At 63.9% G+C, this 23,025-nt stretch carries 24 protein-coding genes; 15 read left to right on the top strand and 9 right to left on the bottom strand.

Annotation, left to right across the window (positions count from 1 at the left end):
- Nucleotides 1–6: 6 nt before the first annotated feature.
- The 4 genes from HG549_RS10015 (at nt 7) to HG549_RS10000 (ending at nt 5,149) form a co-directional block, all read left to right on the top strand.
- Nucleotides 7–816 (top strand): ABC transporter permease, encoded by an 810-nt coding sequence (locus tag HG549_RS10015; protein ID WP_170029338.1) that lies wholly within the window; start codon nt 7–9, stop codon nt 814–816.
- 19 nt (nt 817–835) lie between these two features.
- Nucleotides 836–1,984: an ABC transporter ATP-binding protein gene (locus HG549_RS10010; protein WP_170029337.1), complete on the top strand. Its 1,149-nt coding sequence runs from the start codon at nt 836–838 to the stop codon at nt 1,982–1,984.
- Nucleotides 1,985–2,603: 619 nt separating this feature from the next.
- Nucleotides 2,604–3,905 (top strand): substrate-binding domain-containing protein, encoded by a 1,302-nt coding sequence (locus HG549_RS10005; RefSeq protein WP_170029336.1) that lies wholly within the window; start codon nt 2,604–2,606, stop codon nt 3,903–3,905.
- 179 nt (nt 3,906–4,084) lie between these two features.
- Nucleotides 4,085–5,149 carry a TerC family protein gene (locus HG549_RS10000; RefSeq protein ID WP_170029335.1) on the top strand — a complete coding sequence of 355 codons (1,065 nt, stop codon included), beginning with the start codon at nt 4,085–4,087 and terminating at the stop codon, nt 5,147–5,149.
- 46 nt (nt 5,150–5,195) lie between these two features.
- On the opposite strand, the gene HG549_RS09995 is transcribed toward HG549_RS10000, so the two are convergent.
- The gene (locus HG549_RS09995) at nt 5,196–5,564 is read right to left on the bottom strand and encodes a histone-like nucleoid-structuring protein, MvaT/MvaU family (protein ID WP_170029334.1); all 369 of its coding nucleotides are present in this window, start codon (nt 5,562–5,564) and stop codon (nt 5,196–5,198) included.
- Between the two features lie 170 nt (nt 5,565–5,734).
- Between HG549_RS09995 and HG549_RS09990 the strand changes: the two genes are divergently transcribed.
- A complete protein-coding gene (locus HG549_RS09990; protein ID WP_372241551.1) occupies nt 5,735–6,529 on the top strand; it encodes an OBAP family protein in 795 nt (264 codons plus the stop codon).
- Here HG549_RS09990 and HG549_RS09985 read toward each other — a convergent pair.
- Nucleotides 6,526–7,749 carry an acyl-CoA dehydrogenase gene (locus HG549_RS09985; protein ID WP_170029333.1) on the bottom strand — a complete coding sequence of 408 codons (1,224 nt, stop codon included), beginning with the start codon at nt 7,747–7,749 and terminating at the stop codon, nt 6,526–6,528. The genes HG549_RS09990 and HG549_RS09985 overlap by 4 nt on opposite strands.
- A gap of 139 nt (nt 7,750–7,888) precedes the next feature.
- On the opposite strand from HG549_RS09985, the gene HG549_RS09980 reads away from it, so the two are divergent.
- Both HG549_RS09980 and HG549_RS09975 read left to right on the top strand, forming a co-directional pair.
- Nucleotides 7,889–8,815: a LysR family transcriptional regulator gene (locus HG549_RS09980; protein WP_170029332.1), complete on the top strand. Its 927-nt coding sequence runs from the start codon at nt 7,889–7,891 to the stop codon at nt 8,813–8,815.
- Nucleotides 8,816–9,009: 194 nt separating this feature from the next.
- Nucleotides 9,010–10,164 (top strand): cysteine desulfurase family protein, encoded by a 1,155-nt coding sequence (locus HG549_RS09975; RefSeq protein WP_170029331.1) that lies wholly within the window; start codon nt 9,010–9,012, stop codon nt 10,162–10,164.
- Between the two features lie 7 nt (nt 10,165–10,171).
- Here HG549_RS09975 and HG549_RS09970 read toward each other — a convergent pair whose 3' ends face one another.
- The 3 genes from HG549_RS09970 to nfsB all read right to left on the bottom strand — a co-directional run bounded on the left by HG549_RS09970 (nt 10,172) and on the right by nfsB (nt 11,837).
- Nucleotides 10,172–10,609, bottom strand: a complete 438-nt coding sequence (locus HG549_RS09970; RefSeq protein WP_170029330.1) for an RES family NAD+ phosphorylase — start codon at nt 10,607–10,609, stop codon at nt 10,172–10,174.
- On the bottom strand, nt 10,606–11,055 hold the full coding sequence (locus HG549_RS09965; RefSeq protein ID WP_170029329.1) for an antitoxin Xre/MbcA/ParS toxin-binding domain-containing protein: 450 nt from the start codon (nt 11,053–11,055) through the stop codon (nt 10,606–10,608). Before HG549_RS09965 ends, HG549_RS09970 begins: the two co-directional genes overlap by 4 nt.
- Nucleotides 11,056–11,183: 128 nt before the next feature.
- Nucleotides 11,184–11,837, bottom strand: a complete 654-nt coding sequence (gene nfsB, locus HG549_RS09960) for an oxygen-insensitive NAD(P)H nitroreductase (RefSeq protein ID WP_170029328.1) — start codon at nt 11,835–11,837, stop codon at nt 11,184–11,186.
- A 104-nt stretch (nt 11,838–11,941) separates the two neighbouring features.
- On the opposite strand from nfsB, the gene HG549_RS09955 reads away from it, so the two are divergent.
- From HG549_RS09955 to HG549_RS09945, 3 genes are read left to right on the top strand one after another with little or no spacing between them, the layout of a single operon-like run.
- A complete protein-coding gene (locus tag HG549_RS09955; protein WP_170029327.1) occupies nt 11,942–12,865 on the top strand; it encodes a LysR family transcriptional regulator in 924 nt (307 codons plus the stop codon).
- Between the two features lie 49 nt (nt 12,866–12,914).
- Nucleotides 12,915–13,745 carry an AraC family transcriptional regulator gene (locus tag HG549_RS09950; RefSeq protein ID WP_170029326.1) on the top strand — a complete coding sequence of 277 codons (831 nt, stop codon included), beginning with the start codon at nt 12,915–12,917 and terminating at the stop codon, nt 13,743–13,745.
- A gap of 50 nt (nt 13,746–13,795) precedes the next feature.
- Nucleotides 13,796–14,380 (top strand): LysE family translocator, encoded by a 585-nt coding sequence (locus tag HG549_RS09945; RefSeq protein ID WP_170029325.1) that lies wholly within the window; start codon nt 13,796–13,798, stop codon nt 14,378–14,380.
- Between the two features lie 51 nt (nt 14,381–14,431).
- On the opposite strand, the gene HG549_RS09940 is transcribed toward HG549_RS09945, so the two are convergent.
- The gene (locus tag HG549_RS09940; protein ID WP_170029324.1) at nt 14,432–15,631 is read right to left on the bottom strand and encodes a sugar transporter; all 1,200 of its coding nucleotides are present in this window, start codon (nt 15,629–15,631) and stop codon (nt 14,432–14,434) included.
- A 206-nt stretch (nt 15,632–15,837) separates the two neighbouring features.
- Between HG549_RS09940 and HG549_RS09935 the strand changes: the two genes are divergently transcribed.
- Nucleotides 15,838–17,154: a hypothetical protein gene (locus HG549_RS09935; protein ID WP_170029323.1), complete on the top strand. Its 1,317-nt coding sequence runs from the start codon at nt 15,838–15,840 to the stop codon at nt 17,152–17,154.
- A 60-nt stretch (nt 17,155–17,214) separates the two neighbouring features.
- Here the strand turns inward: HG549_RS09935 and calA are convergent, their stop codons facing one another.
- Complete coding sequence (gene calA, locus HG549_RS09930; protein ID WP_170029322.1) at nt 17,215–18,267, bottom strand: vanillin reductase; 1,053 nt, start codon at nt 18,265–18,267, stop codon at nt 17,215–17,217.
- Between the two features lie 180 nt (nt 18,268–18,447).
- Here calA and HG549_RS09925 point away from each other — a divergent pair, with 180 nt between their 5' ends.
- Complete coding sequence (locus HG549_RS09925) at nt 18,448–19,353, top strand: AraC family transcriptional regulator (RefSeq protein WP_170029321.1); 906 nt, start codon at nt 18,448–18,450, stop codon at nt 19,351–19,353.
- A 35-nt stretch (nt 19,354–19,388) separates the two neighbouring features.
- On the opposite strand, the gene HG549_RS09920 is transcribed toward HG549_RS09925, so the two are convergent.
- A complete protein-coding gene (locus HG549_RS09920; RefSeq protein ID WP_170029320.1) occupies nt 19,389–19,985 on the bottom strand; it encodes a TetR/AcrR family transcriptional regulator in 597 nt (198 codons plus the stop codon).
- A gap of 92 nt (nt 19,986–20,077) precedes the next feature.
- Between HG549_RS09920 and HG549_RS09915 the strand changes: the two genes are divergently transcribed.
- A complete protein-coding gene (locus tag HG549_RS09915) occupies nt 20,078–20,674 on the top strand; it encodes an NAD(P)H-dependent oxidoreductase (protein ID WP_170029319.1) in 597 nt (198 codons plus the stop codon).
- Between the two features lies 1 nt (nt 20,675).
- Here HG549_RS09915 and thpR read toward each other — a convergent pair whose 3' ends face one another.
- Nucleotides 20,676–21,221 carry an RNA 2',3'-cyclic phosphodiesterase gene (gene thpR / locus HG549_RS09910; RefSeq protein WP_170029318.1) on the bottom strand — a complete coding sequence of 182 codons (546 nt, stop codon included), beginning with the start codon at nt 21,219–21,221 and terminating at the stop codon, nt 20,676–20,678.
- A gap of 119 nt (nt 21,222–21,340) precedes the next feature.
- On the opposite strand from thpR, the gene HG549_RS09905 reads away from it, so the two are divergent.
- On the top strand, nt 21,341–21,754 hold the full coding sequence (locus HG549_RS09905; protein ID WP_170029317.1) for a hypothetical protein: 414 nt from the start codon (nt 21,341–21,343) through the stop codon (nt 21,752–21,754).
- Between the two features lie 313 nt (nt 21,755–22,067).
- Nucleotides 22,068–22,967, top strand: a complete 900-nt coding sequence (gene lpxO / locus HG549_RS09900; RefSeq protein ID WP_170029316.1) for a lipid A hydroxylase LpxO — start codon at nt 22,068–22,070, stop codon at nt 22,965–22,967.
- The last annotated feature ends 58 nt before the right edge of the window (nt 22,968–23,025 follow it).

The following is a 23,025-nucleotide window of genomic DNA, read 5'->3' as shown; positions in this document are numbered from 1 at the left end:
ACCGCCATGCTCCTGTCTCCCAATGCCATGGGCCGCCCGCTACGTACCGGCCTGTACCTGACCACTGGAGTGATCGCGGCCTTCCTGCTGCTGCCGGTGGTGTTCATCGTGCTGCTGTCGTTCGGCTCGTCGCAGTGGCTGGTGTTCCCGCCGCCGGGCTGGACCTTCAAATGGTATGGCCAGTTCTTCTCCAACCCGGAGTGGATGGACGCTGCGCTGGCCAGCCTCAAGGTGGCCCTGCTGACTACCGTGGCAGCGGTGCTGCTGGGCCTGCCTACCGCGTTCGCCCTGGTGCGTGGCCGTTTCCCTGGCCGTGAGCTGCTGTACGGGCTGTTCACCATGCCGATGATCGTGCCGCTGGTGATCATCGCGGTGGCGGTGTACGCGCTGTTCCTCAAGCTTGGCTACACCGGCACGCTGTTCGCCTTCGTGGTCAGCCACGTGATCGTCGCCCTGCCCTTCACCATCATCTCGATCATCAACTCGCTGAAGCTGTTCGACCAGTCGATCGAGGACGCCGCGGTGATCTGCGGCGCCTCGCGCCTGCAGGCGATCTTCAAGGTGACCTTCCCGGCGATTCGCCCGGGCATGATCGCCGGCGGCCTGTTCGCCTTCCTGGTGTCGTGGGATGAAGTGGTGCTGAGCGTGATGATGGCCAGCCCCGACCTGCAGACCCTGCCGGTGAAGATGTGGACCACCTTGCGCCAGGACCTCAGCCCGGTCATTGCCGTGGCCTCGACCCTGCTGATCGGCCTGTCGCTGCTTGTCATGTTCATTGCCGCCGCGTTGCGCCGGCGCACCGAAGTCAACGCCTGAGCGCGCGGAGAAAACAATAATGAGTGCAGTGATGAAAGAAAACGTGCCAGGCAAGACCCTGGTCAGCCTGCGCGGCCTGAACAAGCATTACGGCGACTTCACCGCCGTCGATAATCTCGACCTGGACATCCAGGATGGCGAGTTCCTCACCTTTCTTGGCTCCAGCGGTTCGGGCAAATCCACCACCCTGTCGATGCTGGCCGGTTTCGAAACGCCCAGCAGCGGCGAAATCCTGGTCGACGGCCAGTCGCTGGTCAACGTGCCACCGCACAAGCGCGACATCGGCATGGTGTTCCAGCGCTATTCGCTGTTCCCGCACCTGAACGTGCGCGACAACATCGGCTTTCCGCTGGCCATTCGCAAGCTGAGCGCCGCCGAGACCAGCAAGCGCGTCGACGCCATGCTCAAGCTGGTGCAACTGGAGCAGTTCGCCCACCGCAAGCCGTCGCAGATGTCTGGCGGCCAGCAGCAACGCGTGGCGATTGCCCGGGCGCTGGTGTACGAGCCACGCATTCTGCTGATGGACGAGCCCCTGGGTGCGCTGGACAAGAAGCTGCGCGAAGACCTGCAGGACGAACTGCGTCAGCTGCATCGACGCCTGGGCATCACCATCGTCTACGTCACCCATGACCAGGAAGAAGCCATGCGCCTGTCGCAGCGCATCGCCATTTTCAGCCACGGCAAGATCGTCGGCCTGGGCACCGGTTACGACCTGTACCAGAACCCGCCGAATGCCTTTGTCGCCTCGTTCCTTGGCAATTCCAATTTCCTGCGGATCCAGGCCAGCAGCAACGGCGCAGGCAGCTTCGAAGGGCAGCCGGTGTCGATCCGCCTGACGCCGGGCCTGGCCGCGTCGCAGCAGGCGCTGATCATGGTGCGCCCGGAAAAGGCCCTGGCCCTGACTGCCGAGCAGGCCGCACGCGAGCCGCTGCCGGCGGGCTGGAACGAGGTCAGCGCCAAGGTTGGCGAGGTATTGTTCCTGGGCGAAAGCCAGACCTGCCATGTGGTCACTGCCGGCGGCACCGAGCTGACCGTGAAGGCGCTGTCGGCTGCGGGCATGCCGATGCAGCCGGGCGATACCGTGAAGGTGCGCTGGGCGGTGGCGGATGCCTGCATCTACACCGAATGGGCCGAGAGCGATTTGAGCAAATCCGCCGGGGCGCATTGAAATAACCGGCAAGGCCGGTGCCAGCACCGCGTCGCCTGCTTCGCGGATAAATCCGCTCCTATAGTTGGCGCTATTGCTGTAGGAGCGGCTTCAGCCGCGATCACCGGCACAGCCGGTGCCAGCCACCGCGTCGCCTGCTTCGCGGATAAATCCGCTCCTACAGTTGGCGTTATTGCTGTAGGAGCGGCTTCAGCCGCGATCACCGGCACAACCGGTGTCAGCCACCGCGCCGCCTGCTTCGCGGATAAATCCGCTCCTACAGTTGGCGTTATTCCTGTAGGAGCGGCTTCAGCCGCGATCACCGGCACAGCCGGTGCCAGCCACCGCGCCGCCTGCTTCGCGGATAAATCCGCTCCTACAGTTGGCGTTATTCCTGTAGGAGCGGATTTATCCGCGATCACCGGCACAGCCGGTGCCAGCCACCGCGTTGCCTGCTTCGCGGATAAATCCGCTCCGACACGGGTTCGCGCTGACGCCGTACCTGTGATCGACAAGCTGCACAGCAGCCCCGGTAATGCTGGGTGGCAGACATCAGCAAGTATCGCCTACCAGCTGTCACATTATCATCACGCCACTGTCGTAATCTGCCGGCCAACTCTATGCCACAGGGCTAACCGGCATGCCCCGTCTGCTTGTCTTGCTGCTTTCCCTGCTTGCGCTGACGGCCCAGGCCGAGCACCTGCGGGTGCAGGGTTCCAACACCATCGGCGCAGCGCTGCTGCCGGCGTTGGTCCAGGCGCAATTGCGCACCCGGCAAGCCACTGCGATCGAACAACACCCCGGGCAACTCGCCAATGAAACCGTGATCACCGCGCGTGATGCCCAAGGGCAGCCGATACGCGTCGATATCGCCGCCCACGGTTCCAGTACCGGCTTCGCCGCTCTGGGCCGTGGCGAGGCCGACCTGGCTGCCGCTTCACGGCCCATCAACGACAGCGAAGCGGACCAGCTGCGCGCCCTCGGCGACCTGCGCGCTGCTGCCGCCGAACAAGTCATCGGCCTCGATGGCGTCGCGGTCATCGTCCACCCCGACAACCCGCTACCCCAACTCACTACAGCGCAATTGGCACAGGTCTTCTCCGGCCAGATCCAGCGCTGGGAGCAACTGGGCATTGCCGGTGGCGCCATCCATCTTTACGCCCGTGACGACCGCTCCGGCACCTACGAAACCTTCAAGGCGCTGGTACTGGAGCCGCAGCATCGGACGCTGTCGGCCACGGCCAGGCGCTTCGAGTCCAGCGACGAGCTGGCCGCGCAAATCAGCGCCGACCGCCAGGCCATCGGCTTCAGCAGCCTGTCGGCCGTGCACCGCGCCAAGGTACTGGCGGTGGCTGAAGGCGACGCACCGGCCATGCTCCCCGAGCGCGCGCTGGTGGCCAGCGAAGACTACCCACTGTCGCGGCGCCTGTACTTCTACCTGCCGGCTAAGCCGAAACCGCAGGCCAAGGCCCTGGCAGACTTCGCCCAGAGCCCGGCCGGCCAGGCGATCGTCGCCCAGCAGGGTTTCGTCTCGCAGCAGATCAATGCCCAGCCTGTCGCGCCGCTGGCCGACATGCCACCGCGCTATCGCGCCCTGGCCCAGCAAGCGCAGCGGCTGAGCGTGAACTTCCGCTTCCAGGAGGGCAGCGCCAGCCTCGACAGCAAGGCGTTGCGCGACGTGCAGCGGGTGGCCGAGTACCTGCGCCAGGCCGGCAAGCTGAACGGCAAGGCGGTGCTGGTGGGGTTTGGCGACCCCAAGGAAACGCCCGGGCGTGCCGCCCTGCTCTCCCGCCTGCGCGCCCAGGCGGTGCGCCGCGAGCTGGCGCGCGATGGTGTCGAGGTACTGCAGGTGATGGGAATGGGCGATGAACTACCGGTGGCAGGCAACGAACTGGAGCAAGGGCGCCTGCGCAACCGCCGGGTCGAGGTGTGGGTGAACTGACGCAGCTGCGGGTCGACGCTCCACAGGTCCCGGCAAAAAAATGTAACAGCTCCCCATTCGGCATCCCCGGCAATCAGGTCTAGGCTCAAGAGCATGTGATACCGGGCCCCTCTGACGGCTGCCAGGCCGCCATGTCGGATCACTGTTGCCATGCAACGTCGACATTCAAGGAGGGGCTCATGACGGCTCTACACACCTTCCTCACCACCCCGTTTCTCGGCACCAGCGCCTGGTTGTGGCTGCTGTTCGTGGCCATCGTCGTCGGCCTGCTGGTACTCGACCTTGGCGTGCTGCATCGCCACGACCGGGAAATCGAAATGCGCGAAAGCCTGTTGCTGTATTCAGGCTATTTCAGCGTCGGCGTGCTGTTCGGCATCGGGGTTTGGTACTACCTGGGGGCGCAACCGGCGCTGGAGTTCTATACCGGGTTCCTGGTCGAGCAGTCGCTATCGATGGACAACGTGTTCGTCATGGCGATGATCTTCAGCTACTTCGCCATCCCCCGCCGCTACCAGCACCGCGTGCTGTTCTGGGGCATCCTCGGCGTGGTCGTGCTGCGGGCGATCATGATCGGTGTAGGCGCGGCGCTGGTGCAGAACTTTGCCTGGGTGTTGTATATCTTCGGCGCCTTCCTGCTGTTTACCGGGGTGAAGATGGCGCTGTCGAAGGAAGACCATCGGCCGGACCTGGCCAACAACCCGATCCTGAAGTTCGTGCGGCGGCACCTGCGGGTCACCGAACAGATTCACGGCGCGCATTTCTTCATACGCCAGGCCCCGCCTGGCCAGAGCAAGGCGCTGCGCCATGCCACCCCGCTGTTCCTGGCGCTGGTGCTGATCGAACTGGCCGACCTGGTGTTCGCCGTCGACAGCGTGCCGGCGATCTTCGCGATTACCCAGGACCCGTTCATCGTCTATACCTCGAACATCTTCGCCATCCTGGGGTTGCGCTCGCTGTATTTCGCCCTGGCGGCGCTGATGCACCGCTTCGTTTACCTCAAGTACGCGCTGGCGATGGTGCTGATCTTCATTGGCTGCAAGATTTTCTACCACGGCATGGTGGGCAAGGTGCCGGCGTTGCTGTCGTTGGGGGTGACGTTCGGGCTGTTGCTGGGTGGCGTGGTGGTTTCACTGGTCAAGACGCGCGGGGGAAAACCGGAAACCAGGGATGCTGCATGCCAACAGCCACTGAAGGTTGATTCTACAGCCAACCAAAAAGAGGAAGACCCGCAAATGCGGGTCTGATTTCCAGCTAGTCAGACTTAAGCAATAACTCTCCTGCCTGGGCACACTAACGAACCAGCCAGCTCTCGACTTCTTCAGCGCCATGTTCAGCTTTCCACGCCTTCATCTTCGCGTGGTTGCCGCCCTTGGTTTCAATCATTTCACCCGTATGCGGGTTCTTGTACTGTTTCACCTGGCGCGCGCGACGCCTGGCTTTCGGCGCAATCGCGGGCTGAGCCGGGCGGCGACCGCCTTGCGGGTCCAGCAGGCTGATGATGTCGCGCAGGCTGAACTCATACTTGGCCAACAAGTTGCGCAGTTTGGTTTCAAACTCGATTTCTCTTTGCAGCTCGGGGCTGCCTTTCATGGCTTCCAGTTCGGCAAGTTGAGCAGCCAGTTTCTGTTCCAGCTGGCGGAATTCTGCGAGACGGGACATGGGGGGTACCTTCCTCAGGACGGCCTGGGTTGCGAGGTTGACAACGAATTAGTGCAGCCGGGCGAGAACTAAGTTCCAGGCCATTGCGCCAGCAGTACCGCCCGTCCCGTACATTCAATGTTATGCACCAACCGACGGTCTTCTGCCCACACCCCATGGAGACCGATTACATGAAGTTCACCACATGCTGCCTGAGCCTTTCAGTCGCCTGTCTCGCCCTTTGGGGCTGCTCGACACCCCGAACAGTATCGCCTGTCGACGCACCCGGCAGCCCCGAGTCCGCAACCACCCAACTACTGGAGGCAGGCGCAGCGCTGTTGCAGGACAAGCCCCCCATCGAAGCGCTGAATGCCTATCTGGATGGCTTCCACTTCTACAATGGCCACCCCGAGATCCAGATGGAAGCCCACCATTACTGCTCGCTGCTGAACGAAGATGTGATTCAGTGCGTGATCTACGACGGCAATACCCGTAGCGCCAAGATCATGGGCATCGAGTACATCATCGACCGGAAACTGTTCATACACTTGCCGGCAAAGGAAAAAGCCATGTGGCACAGTCACGGCTATGAAGTATCGTCCGGCCAGTTGGTCGCGCCGGGCATCCCCGCACCGGCAGAACATGCGCTGATGCAGCGCCTGGCGCATACCTATGGAAAAACCTGGCATACCTGGCACACCGACCAGGACAAGGCGCTGCCGCTCGGGGTCCCGCAATTGATGATGGGCTTTACCGCCGATGGCCAGGCCAACCCGGCCATGGTCGAGCAGCGCAACCGGCGCCTGGGCATCGATACGGTCAAAAGCAGGGCGCAACGGGCCGACATCGCGATACCGGCAACAGACTCGCAGGCCAACGGCTGGCAACGGGGCGATGTGATTCAGCTCGTCGACCCGACCGGCGCCCACCTCCACCGCCCAACCAAGGCGACACCGGAAAACACCAACAGCCGTTCCAGCCGCTAACCATGCCCCTTGCGCGCCGGCATGTATTTACCGATTTCATACTTGCCAATCGCCGCCCGGTGCACCTCGTCCGGCCCGTCGGCCAGGCGCAGGGTACGCTGCATGGCATACATGTAGGCCAGCGGGAAGTCGCCGCTCACTCCTGCCCCGCCATGGATCTGGATCGCCCGGTCGATCACCTTCAACGCTACGTTCGGGGCGACGACCTTGATCTGCGCAATCTCGCTGCGAGCCACCTTGTTGCCGACCGTGTCCATCATGTACGCCGCTTTCAGCGTCAGCAGCCGGGCCATGTCGATTTCCATGCGCGAGTCGGCAATCTTGTCGACGTTGCCACCCAGTCGCGCCAGTGGCTGGCCGAAAGCGGTGCGCTCCACCGCGCGTTTGCACATCAGTTCCAGTGCTCGTTCGGCCATGCCGATCGAGCGCATGCAGTGGTGGATACGGCCCGGGCCAAGCCGCCCCTGGGCAATCTCGAAACCGCGGCCTTCGCCGAGGATGACGTTCTCGTACGGCACCCGCACGTTTTCGAAGAGCACTTCGGCGTGGCCGTGGGGCGCGTCGTCATAGCCGAACACCGGCAGCGGCCGAACGATCTTCACCCCGGGCGCATCGGTGGGCACCAGCACCATCGAATGCTGCTGGTGGCGTGGTCCCTGCGGGTCGGACAGGCCCATGAAGATCATTACCTTGCAGCGGGGATCGCAGGCGCCCGAAGTCCACCACTTGCGGCCATTGATCACCCATTCGTCACCGTCACGCACAGCCGTGGCCGCCATGTTGGTAGCGTCCGAGGACGCTACGTCCGGTTCGGTCATGGCGAATGCCGAACGGATCTCGCCGCGCAACAGCGGCTCCAGCCACTGCCGCTTCTGCGCATCGCTGCCATAACGCACCAGCACTTCCATGTTGCCGGTGTCCGGTGCCGAACAGTTGAACGGCTCTGGCCCGAGCAACGAGCGGCCCATGATCTCTGCCAGCGGGGCATATTCCAGGTTGCCAAGCCCGGCGCCATATTCCGATTCCGGCAGAAACAGGTTCCACAGCCCCTCGGCGCGGGCCCTGGCCTTGAGTTCCTCCATGATTGCGGTGGGCTGCCAGCGGTCGCCCTCGGCGACCTGCCGCTCGAACACCGCCTCGGCGGGGTAGACATGGGCGTCCATGAACGCGCTGACGCGCTCACGCAGTGCCTGGACCTTGGGCGAATAGGCGAAATCCATCGGGGCTACCTTCACGGTTCGAAGTACATGGGCAGAGCCTAGAGCAGCAGGCCCCCATCCACCTAGTCTATTTTCCGCGTGTATAAACATTCATAACCGATATATGATCGGCTGATAATTCCAACAAAGAGCGGCGCCCATGAACCTCAGCAAGGTCGACCTCAACCTGTTCATCGTGTTCGATGCCATCTACACCGAAGCCAACCTGACCCGCGCCGGGCAGATTGTCGGCATCACCCAGCCGGCGGTGTCCAACGCCCTTTCGCGGCTGCGCGAAACCTTCAATGACCCGCTGTTCGTGCGCACCGCGCAAGGCATGGTGCCTACGCCCATGGCGCAGAACATCATCGGCCCGGTGCGCAACGCCCTGGCGCTGCTGCGCACTTCGGTGCAGGAAAGCCGCATCTTCAACCCGCAACAGGCCAACAAGACCTTCCGCATCAGCATGACCGACCTGACCGAGGCGGTCATCCTGCCGCCGCTGTTCCAGCGCCTGCGCCGCCTGGCACCGGCGGTGCTGATCGAAAGTTTCCTGTGCAAGCGCCGCGAGACCACCAAGGAACTGGCCGCCGGGCGCCTGGACTTCGCCATCGACGCGCCCTTGAATACCGACCCGCAAGTACGCCACATCAAACTGATGCAGGATCGCTATGTCTGCGCCCTGCGCCAGGGCCATCCATTGGCAGACAGCAAACTGACCCTGGAAAGCTACCTGGGCATGACCCATATCCATATCTCCAGCCGCCGCAACGGCCTGGGTTATGTCGACCTGGCCCTGGGCAAGATGGGCGTGCAGCGCAAGGTTGCCTTGCGCTCGCAGCATTACCTGATGGCCTCGCAGGTGCTGCAGCAGACCGACATGGCAATGACCGTGCCCGAGCGCTTCGCCCGCCGCCATCAGTTGCGCTACCAGCCCCTGCCGGTGGAAGTACCGGCGCTGGAGACCCACCTGTACTGGCATGAAAGCACCGACCAGGACCCGGCCAACCGCTGGATGCGCGAACAGATCACCGAGTTGTGCGAGCGCGTCGTCGCCGAGGAAGAGAAGGCGCTGGCACCGGCCTGAAGGGGTAGCCAATTGGTTTTGGCTGAAATCTGAAGCAGCCAAGAGAAAAATTTCCTACAAACTCATCAGCAGCTAGAATTATCTGTTTGAAGATTTGGAAAAACGGCCACAAGAAGCGAAAACCATCGCGTACGTGGCGGGTACGCTTGCGCCAACGATCGCCGATTTCACGGCAGCACACACGGACCCGCCCAATGCCTAGCGCCCCGCTCTACTTCGACTACGCCGCCACCACTCCGGTCGACGACCGGGTCATCGAAACCATGCTCGCCTGCCTCGGCAGCCAGGCCAACTTTGGCAACCCGGCATCCACTGGCCATGCCTTCGGCCAGGCCGCCCGCCAGGCTGTCGAGCAGGCCCGTCAGCAAGTGGCCGAACGCGTCGGCGCGCAGGCTGACGCATTGGTCTGGACATCAGGCGCGACCGAGTCCAACAACCTGGCGCTCAAGGGCATCGCCCAAGGCCTCGGCCAGCCCGGGCACCTGATCACCAGCCAGTTGGAACACAAGGCCGTGCTCGACACCGTGGCCGAACTGGAGCGCCAGGGCTGGGCCGTTACCCGCCTGGCAGCGGATGCCGCCGGCCTGATCCAACCTGCAGCGGTGCAGGCGGCGTTGCGCGCCGACACGCGCCTGGTGTCGCTGATGGCGGTCAACAACGAGCTGGGTACGCTCACTGACGTTGCCGCGATTGGCCAACAGGTGCGCGCCCACGGTGCCCTGCTGCACGTGGATGCAGCGCAGGCGGTGGGCAAACTGGCCTTCGACCTGAGCGCGATGGCCGTGGACCTGATGTCGTTCTCGGCGCACAAAGTGTATGGCCCCAAAGGGATCGGTGCGCTCTACGTCGGGCCGCGCGCACGCCCGCTGATGTGCGCGCAGATGCACGGTGGCGGGCATGAACAGGGCTTGCGCTCTGGCACCCTGGCGACCCACCAGATTGTCGGCATGGGCAGCGCTTTTGCCTTGGCCGGCCAGCCGGGCGATAGCGAGTACCAGCGCCTCGAGCAGCTGGCCGGGCGCCTGCGCGAAGGCCTGTTGGCGCTGCCTGGGGTCACCCTCAATGGCTGCGCCCGGCAGCGTATTCCGCATACGCTGAACCTGTGCATCGACAACCCGCGTTTCAACAGTGCAGCACTGGCCAGTGAGCTGGCATTGTCGACCACCTCCGCCTGCAATTCGGCAAGCAAGGCGGCCTCGCACGTGCTGCTGGCATTGGGACTGGACGAAAACCGGGCACGCAACAGCGTGCGCCTGAGCATCGGCCGCTTCAGCACCGAGGCTGAAGTGGACACAGCGATCAAGGTATTTGCCAGGGTGCTGGCAGCGGCTTCGGCGGCATTCTGGTAAGCCCGCCCTAGAACAGCCGGCTGTCCGGGGTGAAGTCCTCGACGTCGAGCTTGGCACTGTGCGCCTGCGGGTGCCGCGGGTTGAACAGGTAATTGGTGGTTCTGGGCATGATCGCGCTGGGCACCGGCAGCAGCAATGCCGAACAGTCATCGAGGAAGCGGTTGCCCAGGCCGCGGGTAAGTTCGGTCTGCGTTGACCAACCGGGCTGCAAGGCTGGCAGTTGCGCTTGCGATACCGTGTCGGGCAACTCGATGCGCAGCAAGCGCATGGTGGTGGGGAAATCCTCGGGGTCGATCTCCAGGTGCACCAGCACCTCGAGCATGGCCCCGGCCGGGCTGGTGGCAGCATAGACCACCGGCCGACCGGCCTGGTGCCAGCGGCCGCTGACACGCAAACCGCCGGTTCCGCTCAGGTCCGCGTAGGCGCTGATCCGCCACAGGATCACAAGCCGAAGCCTTCAGCGATCTGCAGCAGCATCTCCTCGACCTGGGTAGTGCCTTGCTGGGTAGTGAGCATCTGCATCGGCGTCAGCCCCGAGAAGCGCTCCTTGGGCTTGGACAGCCAGCGCTTGGCCTTGGCCGCGTCGCCGAACACGGCTTCGGCCATGGCGGTGATATGCGCCGAGCGGAACAGCCGGTCGCTTTCCTCGACGGTCAGCGGCTGGTCACGCTCGATGCGGGACTTCAAGGTGCGTAGCGGAATGATCTGGTCGCGCTCCACTGGCGTGAACACGCCGAGCTCGGTCAGCTTTACCAGCCAGGTGGCGGCAAAACCATGGGTGATGCGCGTGTGGATCTCGAAATCACTGGCAAGCTCGGGGATTTCCAGCAGCGCATGCAGGCGCGCCCGGTACTCGTGGTAACCGTTGTCGCGAAGCACTTCGGCAAGCATGGCAAGCTCCTTTCCGGCATTTGCCGACAAGTATGCGGTATTTGCCGGAAACTTGCCAACCAGCATGCCGAGCGGTCGAGCGCGTGACCTTGATGGGTTGCCGGGGCCGCAGAGCGGCCCCGGCGATGTCACAGGAAGGTGAACACCTGCGAAGCCGGCAAGCGCGACTTGTTCAGCCCGGCATTGAAATCCGTCTCGCTGCGATAGCCCAGGCTGAGGATCACCACGCTGGTGAAGCCACGCTCGCGCAGGCCCAGTTCGGCATCGAGGATCTTGCTGTCGAAGCCCTCGATCGGTGTCGCGTCCAGGCCATGGGCCGCTGCCCCCAGCATGGCCGTACCGAACGCCAGGTAGGTTTGCTTTTCCATCCAGTGCTGCACGTCCTTCTGGTCAAAACGGTGCAGATCGACGTAATGCCGGCGGCTCTGGTTCTGCGCGGCGCGCGCCTGCTCATCGCGGAATCGGCCATCGGCGGCCTCCTGCTCGAGCAGGGCGTTCAGGTGAGCTTCGGTCATTTCGGTGCGGGTGCAGAACACGATCACGTGCGACGCATCGAGGATCTTCGGCGAATTGTAGGCATAGCGCTCGGCAGTGCTATTGGCCAGGCGGGCCTTGCCTTCGGCAGTGTCGGCGACGATGAAATGCCACGGCTGCGAGTTGACCGACGACGGGCTGTGGCGCAGTTGCTCGAGCAGGGCATCGACGGTGGCCTGGGGAATGCGGCGCGAGGCGTCGTAGGCTTTGGTGGTGTAGCGGCGCTTGGCCAGCGAGACGGTATCCATGCAGCAACTCCTGAAATCGAACGGGGATGTGCCGGCAATCCTATCTTCCCGGCAAAAAAGAAAAACCGGCACAATGTAACAACACTTTAATTCCGGGAGTGAAAATGCTGCGCATCGCCGACCTCGAACTGTTTGTCCGCAGCAGCGTGCTGGGCAGCTTCACCGCCGCCGCCCATGAGGCCGATCTGCTGCCCGGCCAGGTGGCCGCCGCGATCAAGCGCCTGGAACGCGACCTCGATGTACGCCTGTTCGCCCGCACCACCCGCAGCCTGCGCCTGACCGCCGAAGGCGAGCTGTATCTGCCGACCGCAGTGAACGTGCTGGAAAGCCTGCGCCAGGGCCGCGAAGACCTGCATGGCAACTCCAGCATGCTGCGTGGCGTGCTGCAGGTGTCGGCACCTTCAGACCTGGGCCGCAACCTGCTGCTGCCATGGCTGAGCGCCTTTCGCCGCGAGCATCCGGCGCTGCACCTGCGCTTGTTCCTGTCCGACCAGATTGCCGACCTCAACCGCGACCCGGTGGACGTGGCTATCCGCTACGGCCTCAACCAGGATGCCAACTACATTGCCCTGCCCCTGGCCGACTGGAACCGCCGGGTGCTGGTCGCCTCGCCCGACTACCTCGCCCGCCACGGCCGCCCACTCACGCCTGAAGCCCTGCAGCAGCACGCCTGCCTGCTGTACATGCAGCACAATCGGGTCTACGACAAATGGCGGGTGGGCAACCGTACCGTGCAAGTGCGCGGACCGCTGGTCAGTGACGATGCCGACGTGATCCGCCGCCTGGCCTTGCAAGGCGAAGGCATCGTCTACAAGTCGTGGCTGGATGTGAGCGCCAACGTGGTCGCCGGCGAACTGGAAATCATCCTGCCCGAGCACCTCGGTGAGGCTGCCCCGGTCACCCTGGTATGCCCGCACCGCAAGCAACTCACGCCCGCGATCAGGCAATTGCATGTGTGGCTGCGCGAACGCTTCGAGGCCCTGCGCACACGGGCGCTGAGCAACGGTTGCACAATCGTTCCAGACTGAGCCAGGCCTTTACGCTAAGGTGGGCATTTTCCACCCGGGCACGCCGCCAATGAGCAACTGGATCGACCTCAAGCAGGACGCCGATACCGGCATCGAGTCGGTCCGCGCGCATTTCGTCGGGCATGCCTACGACCCGCACTGGCACGACAGCTTCCTGGTCGGCGTGACCGAACAGGGGGTGCAGCAGTTCAACTGCCGCCGGGTACGCCATCGCAGTACACCGGGGCAGGTGTTCCTGCTCGAGCCCGGCGACCTCCATGACGGCCTGGCACCGACCGCGGAAGGCTTCACCTATTCGACGCTATACCTGCAGCCCGCCTGGCTCGACCAGCAACTGCGGGCGCTGTTCGAGCACGTGCCAGGCGACAGCCTGCCCAGCTTTGCCGATACCCTGTGCCAGGACGAGCACCTGGCCCGCGCCACCGCCCTCGCCTTCCGGGCCGTGCACCAGCAGGACTGGCGGATTGTGCGCCAGACCGCCATGGACGACCTGCTGGCTTGCCTGACTCGCCACCTGCATTGGCGCCGGCGCCTCAACCCCGACCCGCGCCTGCCGCTGACCGCGCAGCGAGCGCGGGATTACCTGCACGCCCACCTGGCATGCGACATTGGCCTCGAAGACCTGGCCCAGGCCTCTGGCATCGACCGCTTCCGCCTGACCCGCGCGTTCAAGGCTGCATATGGCCTGGCGCCGCACGCCTACCTGATCCAGCTGCGCCTGGCTCGCGCGCGGCGCCTGCTCGCCGAGGGCCAGACACCCACCGAGGTGGCCATGGCCCTGGGCTTTGCCGACCAGAGCCACCTGGGGCGCTGGTTCCGCCGTGCCTACCAGCTGACCCCAGCCGACTACCGCAAGCGCTGCTCAAACCTTCCAGACTGAACGGCGGCAACCAGCCAGCATGGTGCTTCGTTCATCAGGAGCCATTGACCATGTCGCAGTCGCTGTTGCCTTTCATCCTGTTTGCCCTGGTGTCCAGCATCAGCCCCGGGCCAACCAACCTGTTGATCCTTGCGCATGGCGCCCGCGCTGGCCTGCGCGCGAGCCTGGCGCCGATCGTGGCGGCCTGTGGCGCAGCCGCCGCGATCGTGCTGATGGTCGGCCTGGGGCTGGGTGAGCTGCTGCTGCGCCACCCGCTGGCTCAGCAGTTGATGAGTGGCGCCGGTGTGCTGTGGTTGAGCTGGCTGGCGTGGAATATGCTGCGCAGTGCGGGCGCCCCGCTGCAGGCAGCCACGGGGCAAGGTTTCAGTGCGCTCAGCGCGGCCGCGTTGCAGGTGGTGAACCCCAAGGTGTGGCTGATGGCCGTGGCCGTGGTCGGGGTGTTTGCCGCACCGTCGCTGCCGGTGTGGCAACTGGCGCTGGTGTTCCTGCTGATCGCCCTGCCGTGCATGGCAGCCTGGGCGCTGCTGGGGGCAGGCAGCGCGCTCTGGCTGCAGGCGCCGCAGCGGTTGCGGCTGTTCAACCAGGTGCTGGCAATGGTGCTGCTGGTGTCTGCGTGGGCTGCCGTGCTGGCCTGAGCTGTCTGCGCAGGTCTGCAGGGTATCCGAGGAGCGCGTGCCTGCGTCAGCTCAGTGTGCCAGTGCCTCGCGGAACCGCGGTGCACTGGCAACCGCCAGCAGCAACCCGAGCACCGCCACGCTTCCGCCCACCATGCCGATGTACGCCACGTCCAGCTGGCTGCTGACGATACTGCCGAGCAATGCGCCACCGCCGATGCCGATGTTGTAGATACCCGAGAACAACGCCATGGCCACGTCGGTTGCATCGGAGGCCAGCTTCAGGGTCTTGGACTGCAGCGACAGGCTGAAGCTGAGGATTGCCACACCCCAGAACATGCTCAGCACAGCGAACGCATAGAAATTGCCTGACAGCGGCAACAGGAGCAGCAGGCACGCCGCCAGCAGACCGATCGAGCCGACCAGGAAGCCATGCGGGAAGCGCTCGCTGTAGCGGCTGAACAGCAACGAGCCGAATACCCCGGCGCCACCGAACAGCAGCAACAGCAAGGTGGTGCGTTCACCGCCAATCTGCGCCACCTGCAAGGCGAACGGTTCGATGTAGCTGTAGGCCGTGAACTGCGCGGTAATCACCAACGTCACCAGCACATAGGTGATCACCAGCGCCGGGCGCTTGAACAGGATCGGCAGGCTGCGCAGCGAGCCGGAGTTCTGGCTGGGCAGCAGCGGCAGCGACTTCATCAGGCACAACATGGTCGCCAGCGCCACACCGGCAATGCTCAGGAAAGTCACCCGCCAGCCCAGTGCCTCACCCACCACGCGGCCCAGCGGGATGCCCAGGACCATGGCCAGGGTTGTGCCCGTGGCCAACAGGCCCAGCGCCTTGGCCTGCTGGCCCGGCGGCGCCACACGCACCGCCAGCGAGGCGGTGATGGCCCAGAACACCGCATGCGCCAGGGCAATGCCGATCCGGCTGACCAGCAACATGGCAAAGCTCTGTGCCAGCCACGACAGCAGGTGGCTGACAATGAACACCAGGAACACCAGCAGCAACAGGCGCCGCCGCTCGATGTTGCGGGTCAGCAGCATCATCGGCAACGAGGCCAGCGCCACCACCCAGGCGTAGATCGTCAGCATCAGGCCGACCTGGGCGGTGCTCATGGCGAAGCTGCGGCCAATGTCGCTGAGCAGCGCCACCGGGACGAACTCGGTGGTATTGAAGATGAACGCCGCCAGGGCCAGGGCAATCACGCTCAGCCAGCTGCCGCTGCCGGCCGTAGGGGGCATGTGGGTGGGTATGGGTCCATTCATGGGTTGCAACCGGTTCTCCGCAGACAAGGCAACAGACCGCGCGCCAGCCACCCGGTTGCACTGGGTGTCGACGTACGCTTTGTTATTGGAAGGAATGCCCGGCATGGTACGCGTCACACCCGGGCCTCACAACCGCGCATCGGGCAGAAGGAGTACCATGCGCGCTTTGTGTGAAACGTGTATGCAACTTGGAGCCCGACCCGCACATGGACAAGCAGCCTCCCCAGCAACAGTGGCACCAGGCGGTCACCGCCTACGCCCAGGCCGTCAACGACTACGTCGCGCAGGGCCGCGCACACGGCTGGGACCACCTCGAAGCACCGCAGGCCGCTGCCACCGAGCACTTGCTGGAGGCCTGGCTGGCAGCCCTGCAGGCGGCCAACCGCCCCGGCGTTGATGACCAGCAGCGCCAGGCCTTCCGCGAGGCCTGGCCGCCTGCGCACCATCCCTTGCTGCCGTTGCTCGATACCCACGGCCAGGGTATCAGCAGTGTCCTGCTGCTGGATGACGGCAGCCTGCTGGCGCGCATCGGCATGCCCTATGAAAAAGGCCAGGTCGTACATATCGACAACCTCGGGGTAACGCCGGTGATCGGGGTCGAGCATTTCGGCCGCTGCCCTGGGCGTCGCTACTTCGCGCTGGCCAATGCCGAAGGCATACGCGTGACCGATGGCTGGGGCGGCCCCCAGGTACAGCGGCTGGCCTGGCCGACGGGGCTGGAGGGGTTGCCGCCAGGTTACCCGTTCGAGCCGTTCGAGCTACCGCCCACCCCCACCGCATTGATTCCCTTCCCGGATGGCCAGCGGGTACTGCTGGTAAGTGCCGAGGGTATCTTCCTGCTGACCTGCCAGGGCGCGACCCAGCTACTGCCGCAGCAGGCGCGGGTGCTCGATGAACTGGCCGAAGGCACCGACCCGGACGACATCAGCCTGGGGCTGAGCATGGAGCACGGTGCGGTGTCGGCGGATGGCCGCTTGATCGCGGTCGGTGAGCAGGGCAGCCGCCACCTGGTACTGGACGACCAGCTCAGGCCCGTGGCCGCAATCGGGCCGGCCAGCGAATACCCGCACTTCGCCCTGTTCAACCGCACCGGGGACCAGTTGATACTCAACGCCTGCCATTTCTACAGCGGTGCCACGCTGGCGGTCAGGGTGGCCGACCTGCCAGGGCTGGATACCGATTACTACAGCCAGGACCCGCGTACCCCGCAGGTGCAGGATGGTGCACGGGTGTATGCCGCCGTGGCGCGTGACGGCGAATACATCGTTGGCGATGCGTATGGTTACCTGCGGGCGTTTGGTGAAGATGGCGTGGAGCATTGGCAGCATTACCTGGGCTCGACCATCAGCGCGATGGATGTCAGTGCCGATGGGCGGACGCTGGTGGCGGCCAGCCATGCCGGGGTCGTTTCGCTGATTGCGCTGGACAGCCAGCGGCCAGCCTGGCAGATCGGCACCGGGGAACATGGTGAAGTGCGGCGCTGGTTGTTCTGGAAGGGCTGGGACAGGCCGATGGCCTGGTAACCGTGCGCGCAGCCCCGCGCCCGCGGTGCATGGACCAGCGGGAGCGGGATTGCCCGAGCATCAGCCCTGAAGTGTGGCCATGTCGATGACGAAGCGGTACTTCACATCGCCGGCAATCATCCGCTCGTAGGCCTGGTTGATGTTGCCAATATCCAGCAGTTCGATATCACAGCGAATGTCGTGCTCAGCACAGAAATCCAGCACTTCCTGGGTTTCGGCAATCCCGCCGATCAGCGACCCTGCCAGCACCCGACGCTTCAACACCAGATTGGCCGCATGCAGCGCGGGGTCGATCGGTTCGATCAGGCCCACCAGAATATGCACGCCATCGAACTTCAGTGTTTCCAGGTAGGGGTTGAGGTCATGCTGGACCGGGATGGTGTCGAGCAGGAAATCGAACCGCCCGGCAGCCGCGCGCATCTGCTCGGCATCGGTAGATACGATTACATGGTCGGCGCCCTGGCGACGCGCCTCGTCGGCCTTGGCCTGCGAACGGGTGAACAGCGTGACCTCGGCGCCCAGGGCCTTGGCCAGCTTGATGCCCATGTGGCCGAGGCCTCCCATGCCGAGAATGCCAACCTTGTGGCCAGGGCCGACGCCATGGTGCTTCAGTGGCGAGTAGGTGGTGATCCCGGCACACAGGATCGGCGCAGCGCTGGGCAGGTCCATGCCGGCCGGGATGCGCAGCACGAAATGCTCGTTGACCACGATGCTGCTGGAGTACCCGCCCATGGTATTGCTGCCGTCGACCCGGTCCGGGGTGGCGTAAGTCATGGTCGGGCCTTCAAGGCAGTACTGTTCAAGGTCCTTGGCACAGGCGTCGCAATGGCGACAGGCGTCGACCATGCAGCCAACGCCAACCAGGTCACCGACCTTGTGCGCAGTCACTTTGTCCCCGACTGCGGTGACCCGGCCGATGATCTCGTGGCCAGGCATCAGCGGGTACACGGCAATGCCCCATTCGTTGCGTGCCTGGTGGATGTCGGAGTGACACACGCCGCAATACAGGATTTCGATGGCGACGTCGTCCGGGCGCGGGCTGCGGCGCTCGAAGATGATGGGGGCCAGGGGGCTGGTTGGCGTCTGGGCGGCATAGCCGATGGCAGTGTACATACAGGGCCTCGCTGTGGAGTGAAACGATTCAGGCGGCGCATTTTGCGCGCCATGTACCGCCCCGCCCACCGCTGATCCTCCGGCATTCATGCCTGATTCTCCGAAGATGCCCTGCCGCAGCTGGCGCCCAGCCTCTAATCTGCGATGATCAAACTGTCTGATTCTCTGCCCTGGTCCACCATGCAACTGACCCGCCACGTCGACGCCAACGCGCCGCTTTGCGCGCTGATCCGCAGCCTCGCCACACGTCCAGGCTTCGTGCCCACACACCTGCCCCAGGTACAAGTACTGAGCTGGGACCATTACGTGGCCAGCAGCCCGCAGATCTACGAACCCAGCCTGATGATCCTGGCTCAGGGCAGCAAACTGGCACGCCTAGGGCTTCGAACCTTGGAGTACGGCGCCGGGCATTACCTGGTGCAGGCATTGTCGGTGCCGTTCATGTGCGAAACCTTCGCCACCCCCGAAGCGCCCTTGTTGGGCGTGGCAGTACACATCGACCGCGGCGTGCTCGGGGAGCTGGTACAAAGCATGGACCTGGCCGCGGATGCAGCGGTGCAGGCACAAACGCCGCAATCGATGACTTCGGCGGCGCTCGATGCACCAATGCGCGAATGCGTGGAACGCCTGTTGCACTGCCTGCAGGACCCGCTGGATGCAAAGGTGCTGGGGCCAGCGCGGGTACGCGAGGTGCTGTATACCGCCTTGCGTGGCCCACAGGCGGGCGTATTGCGGGCATTGGTCGAGCAACAGGGACATTTTGCCCGCATTGGCGCCGCCCTCGCCCACCTGCGCCAGCACTACGCCGAGCCACTGAGCGTGGAGGCGCTGGCCGCGCGCGCCAACATGAGCGTTTCCACCTTTCACGAACATTTCAAGCGCTGCACTGACATGGCGCCGATGCAATACCTCAAGCGCCTGCGCTTGCTCAAGGCACAGCAGATGCTGATTGGCGAAGGCCTGGGGGTGGCCCAGGCTGCCCACCGGGTGGGGTACCAGAGCACCTCGCAGTTCAGCCGCGAATACAAGCGCCAGTTCAACCGCAGCCCCGGCGACGAATTACCCTATCAAAGCTTGCCGGTTTGAGCTGATGGGCTTTGCAGCCGGGCAATCTCGAACCTTCACTGGCGCTCGACCATCGCCATGATGGCGGCCTGCAGTTCGGCCTTGGCCGCCTCAGCTTCCAGCTCTCCCGCCGCAGCCGCCTGTGACAAGGCATCCGCTGCCCCCACCAACAGGCGCATGCCAGCAGCCCCGACGGTACCGCTGGGGGAAAAGCCGGCCAGCGCCTCCCGGCATTTGTCCAGGAAGGGCTGCTCATAGGCCCGCTTGAGCGCTTCCATCTCCGGCGACCCGGCCAACGCGGCCGAGACACCAGGTATTTCCAGCCCCTGGCTCATCACGCAGTCGACATAGGCCTCGGCTATCACCCTGGCGCGGCTGGCCAGGCTGGCGTCACAGCGCGCCAGGGCCTGTTCCAGCATTCGAGACTGGCGGGCATCGTATTCCTGATACAGCGCCACCAGCAGCCCGGTACGGGTTTCGAAATGGTCATACACCACCGGCTTGGTCACTCCCGCCTGCTCGGCCAGACGGCCCAGGCTGAGGGCATCGGTGCCCTCCTCGCGCACCAGCTGCCAAGCCATGTCGAGCAGCTGGCGACGGCGCTCGTCACGGCTCAGGCGCTTGCGCGAGCGGGTTGGATCATCGCTTGACATCGCTAACCTACCAAAAGTAACTTACTGGACGTAACTTACCTTGAGTATATAGCGCTGAAGGTAACCCTGCATCCTCATCCAGGAGATTCACCATGCACGCCCTGATTGTTGTCGGCCACCACGACCCTCACTCATTGACCCACGCCCTGGCCCGGCAGGTCGCCAATGGCCTGGCCGAAGCCGGCCACAGCAGCGAAATCGCCGACCTCGCCAGTGAAGGTTTCGACCCCCGGTTCGGCCTGGCCGACCATGCCGTGCACCGTCGCCTGGCTGCCCCGCCGACGGATGTGCGCAAGGAGCAGGCACGCATCGAACGCGCCGATGCCCTGGTGCTGGTGTACCCGATTTACTGGTGGTCGCTGCCAGCCTTGCTCAAGGGCTGGGTTGAGCGGGTGTTCAGCAACGGTTGGGCGTTCGACTATGACGGCAGCACCACCGTGAAGAAATTGCGCGGCATGAAGGTGCACCTGGTCGGCGTCGCCGGCGCCGACCGCGGTACCTTCGAACGGCATGGCTATGGCGAAGCGATGCGCGTGCAGATCGAGCACGGCATTTTCGACTATTGCGGCGCCGAGGTGCTCAGCTCCACCCTGCTGGAAGATAGCGAAGGCGTGGACCCGACCCCGCACTTGCACACGGCGCGCACGCTGGGTGAACAGTTGTTCGCAGATTGCGAAGTGCCGGCCTGAATCAGTTCGACAGCGGCCACTGCGCCAATGGCCAATAGGCGCCCTTGCGCGACTCGTAGAGGGTGAAATGGCGGGCAGCGAGGAAGAAATCCGGCGTACTGCTGGCTTCTGGCGGCCGGCCGCGAAAGTCCCTGGCCAGGGTCAGGTGCGGGCGATAGTCACGGCTGGCCGCTTCCACGCCTAGCGGCAGCAGCGTTTGCTGCAGGCCGTACACCAGTTGCAACAGCGCCGCAGGAGGCTGTTGTGCCTCCAGCACCAGGGCGTTGGCCCGCTGCCACACCTGCAAGCGGTCGAGCAGCAGACGAGGGGGTGTGGTGGGTAGCGCCAGTTGATCGACCGCCGCGCAAATCGCAGGCACCTGAGCGGCATCCACAGCGCCGAGAAACAGGAGTGTCACATGGAAGTTGGCGGCTGGTACCGGCTTGCCGCTGCGCAACGCAAGGCCCCTTCGCCACTGCGCCACAGCCCGGCTTTGTTGCGCACTGAGCGGCAAGGCGAAGAACAGACGCTTGAATGGTTTTTCGATATCTCCGTAGACCGGTGCCATCGTGCCGCTCCTCAAGATGCGCGCGGTAGCCAGGATTGTGCAACTAGCAGTTCTACCAGTTTCGCGGACAGGCCGACAGCCATACGCTTGGGCCTCCATTCAATGATCTGGAGATGGCTATGACAATGCACCAGAAAAAACAAAACGACCTGTCGGTTATGGACGCAACAGTGATTGAGGCCACCGGGAATGGATTGGCCTTCGAGGGCCGTGACGTTACGACAGACTTCGAGGATAAATACCGTACAGTTACCGCCTCCTACTTCCTCGAGGATCTTAATCTTACCCACAGCATAACGTTGTATCTGGAGAAGGATCGCATCCGTGGAGGTGCAACCCTCGAATTCATCCCGGGCCCGCACTCTCCATACCATGTCCTTTATGCGTTGTCGGATGTAAAGCAGTGGGCGATCGCAGGTAAGATCACAATTACCAAGGTGGATGGTCCGTCGTTCAGCGCTACGTTTAGCTTTGAAACACCCGGTGGACATCACGTTGAGAACGGCTCGTTGTACTTAGCGGTCGCTTCTTAATCCGCTTGAATAGCCCAAGTCCCTGTCACTGGGCCACCCATGCAAGGCACTACAACGACGGCACCGGTCGCGTTCAGGCCAGACTCGACCCGCCGACAATTCCGCCGCTGCCACGGCACGGAGCAACGCATCATCGGATGGCAGCATCAACCTGGCTCTGGCCTGAAGCATCGCGATGCAGGCCTTGTACGGCGGTTGCGCTCGTACCAAGGTCTGCCATCGCTACGTAACATTCTTCTATAAAGCATCGGCTCGATTGTTTATGCTGGCGGGCTTAGCCATCACACATGGCCACTACTTGACGTATCCGCCCATGAAAATCGCCTTAGTCCTCCTCTTCGCCCTCTCGATCGCCTATGTTCACCTGCGCGGTCGGGTTCGCCACAAGCTGACCCGCCAGCTGGGTGATCACTCCAGCTTCCTGGCCCCGGTCAACAGCTTCCTGTACCTGTTTTCCAGGCACCCGGCCAAGCCTTACCTGCCGGTGGAAGCCTTCCCGGAACTGCAGACACTGCAGGACCACTGGCAGGAGATCCGCGAAGAGGCGCGCCAGCTGCTGCATGTGGGCGAGATCAAGAAGTCCGACAATTACGATGACGTCGGTTTCAATTCCTTCTTCAAGACCGGCTGGAAGCGCTTTTATCTGAAATGGTACGGCGAAAGCCACCCCTCGGCGATGACCCTGTGCCCGCGCACCACCGAGCTGCTCAAAGGCATCGGCACGGTCAAGGCGGCGATGTTCGCCACCCTGCCACCGGGCGCCAAGCTGGTGCGTCATCGTGACCCGTATGCCGGCTCGTACCGCTACCACCTGGGCCTCGACACACCCAACGATGACGGTTGCTACATCGACGTCGACGGCGAGAAGTACTCGTGGCGCGATGGTGAAGGTGTGGTGTTCGACGAGACCTACATCCACTATGCGGCCAACACTACCGAGCACAACCGCATCATCCTGTTCTGCGACATCGAACGCCCGCTCAAGTACCGCTGGGCAACTGCGTTCAACCGCTGGTTCAGCCGCAACGTCATGGCCGCCGCCGCCGCACCCAACGATGCAGGCGACAAGACCGGTGGCATCAACCGGCTGTTCACCCGTATCTACAAGATCCGCGAACGGGGCAAGGCGCTGAAAAAGCGCAACCGCACCCGCTACTACCTGGAAAAGTGGGCGTTCGTCGCTGCACTGGTGCTGGTGTTCATCTACATCTGAGCGGCCCGCTGGCAATTGCACAAGCGGCCGGGTCTGGCCGCTTCAACGCTGGCCAGCA

It is taken from the genome of Pseudomonas sp. SK, assembly GCF_012975065.1.
Taxonomy (GTDB): Bacteria; Pseudomonadota; Gammaproteobacteria; order Pseudomonadales; family Pseudomonadaceae; genus Aquipseudomonas; species Aquipseudomonas anuradhapurensis.
This window is presented reverse-complemented; position numbering and strand designations above follow the sequence as displayed.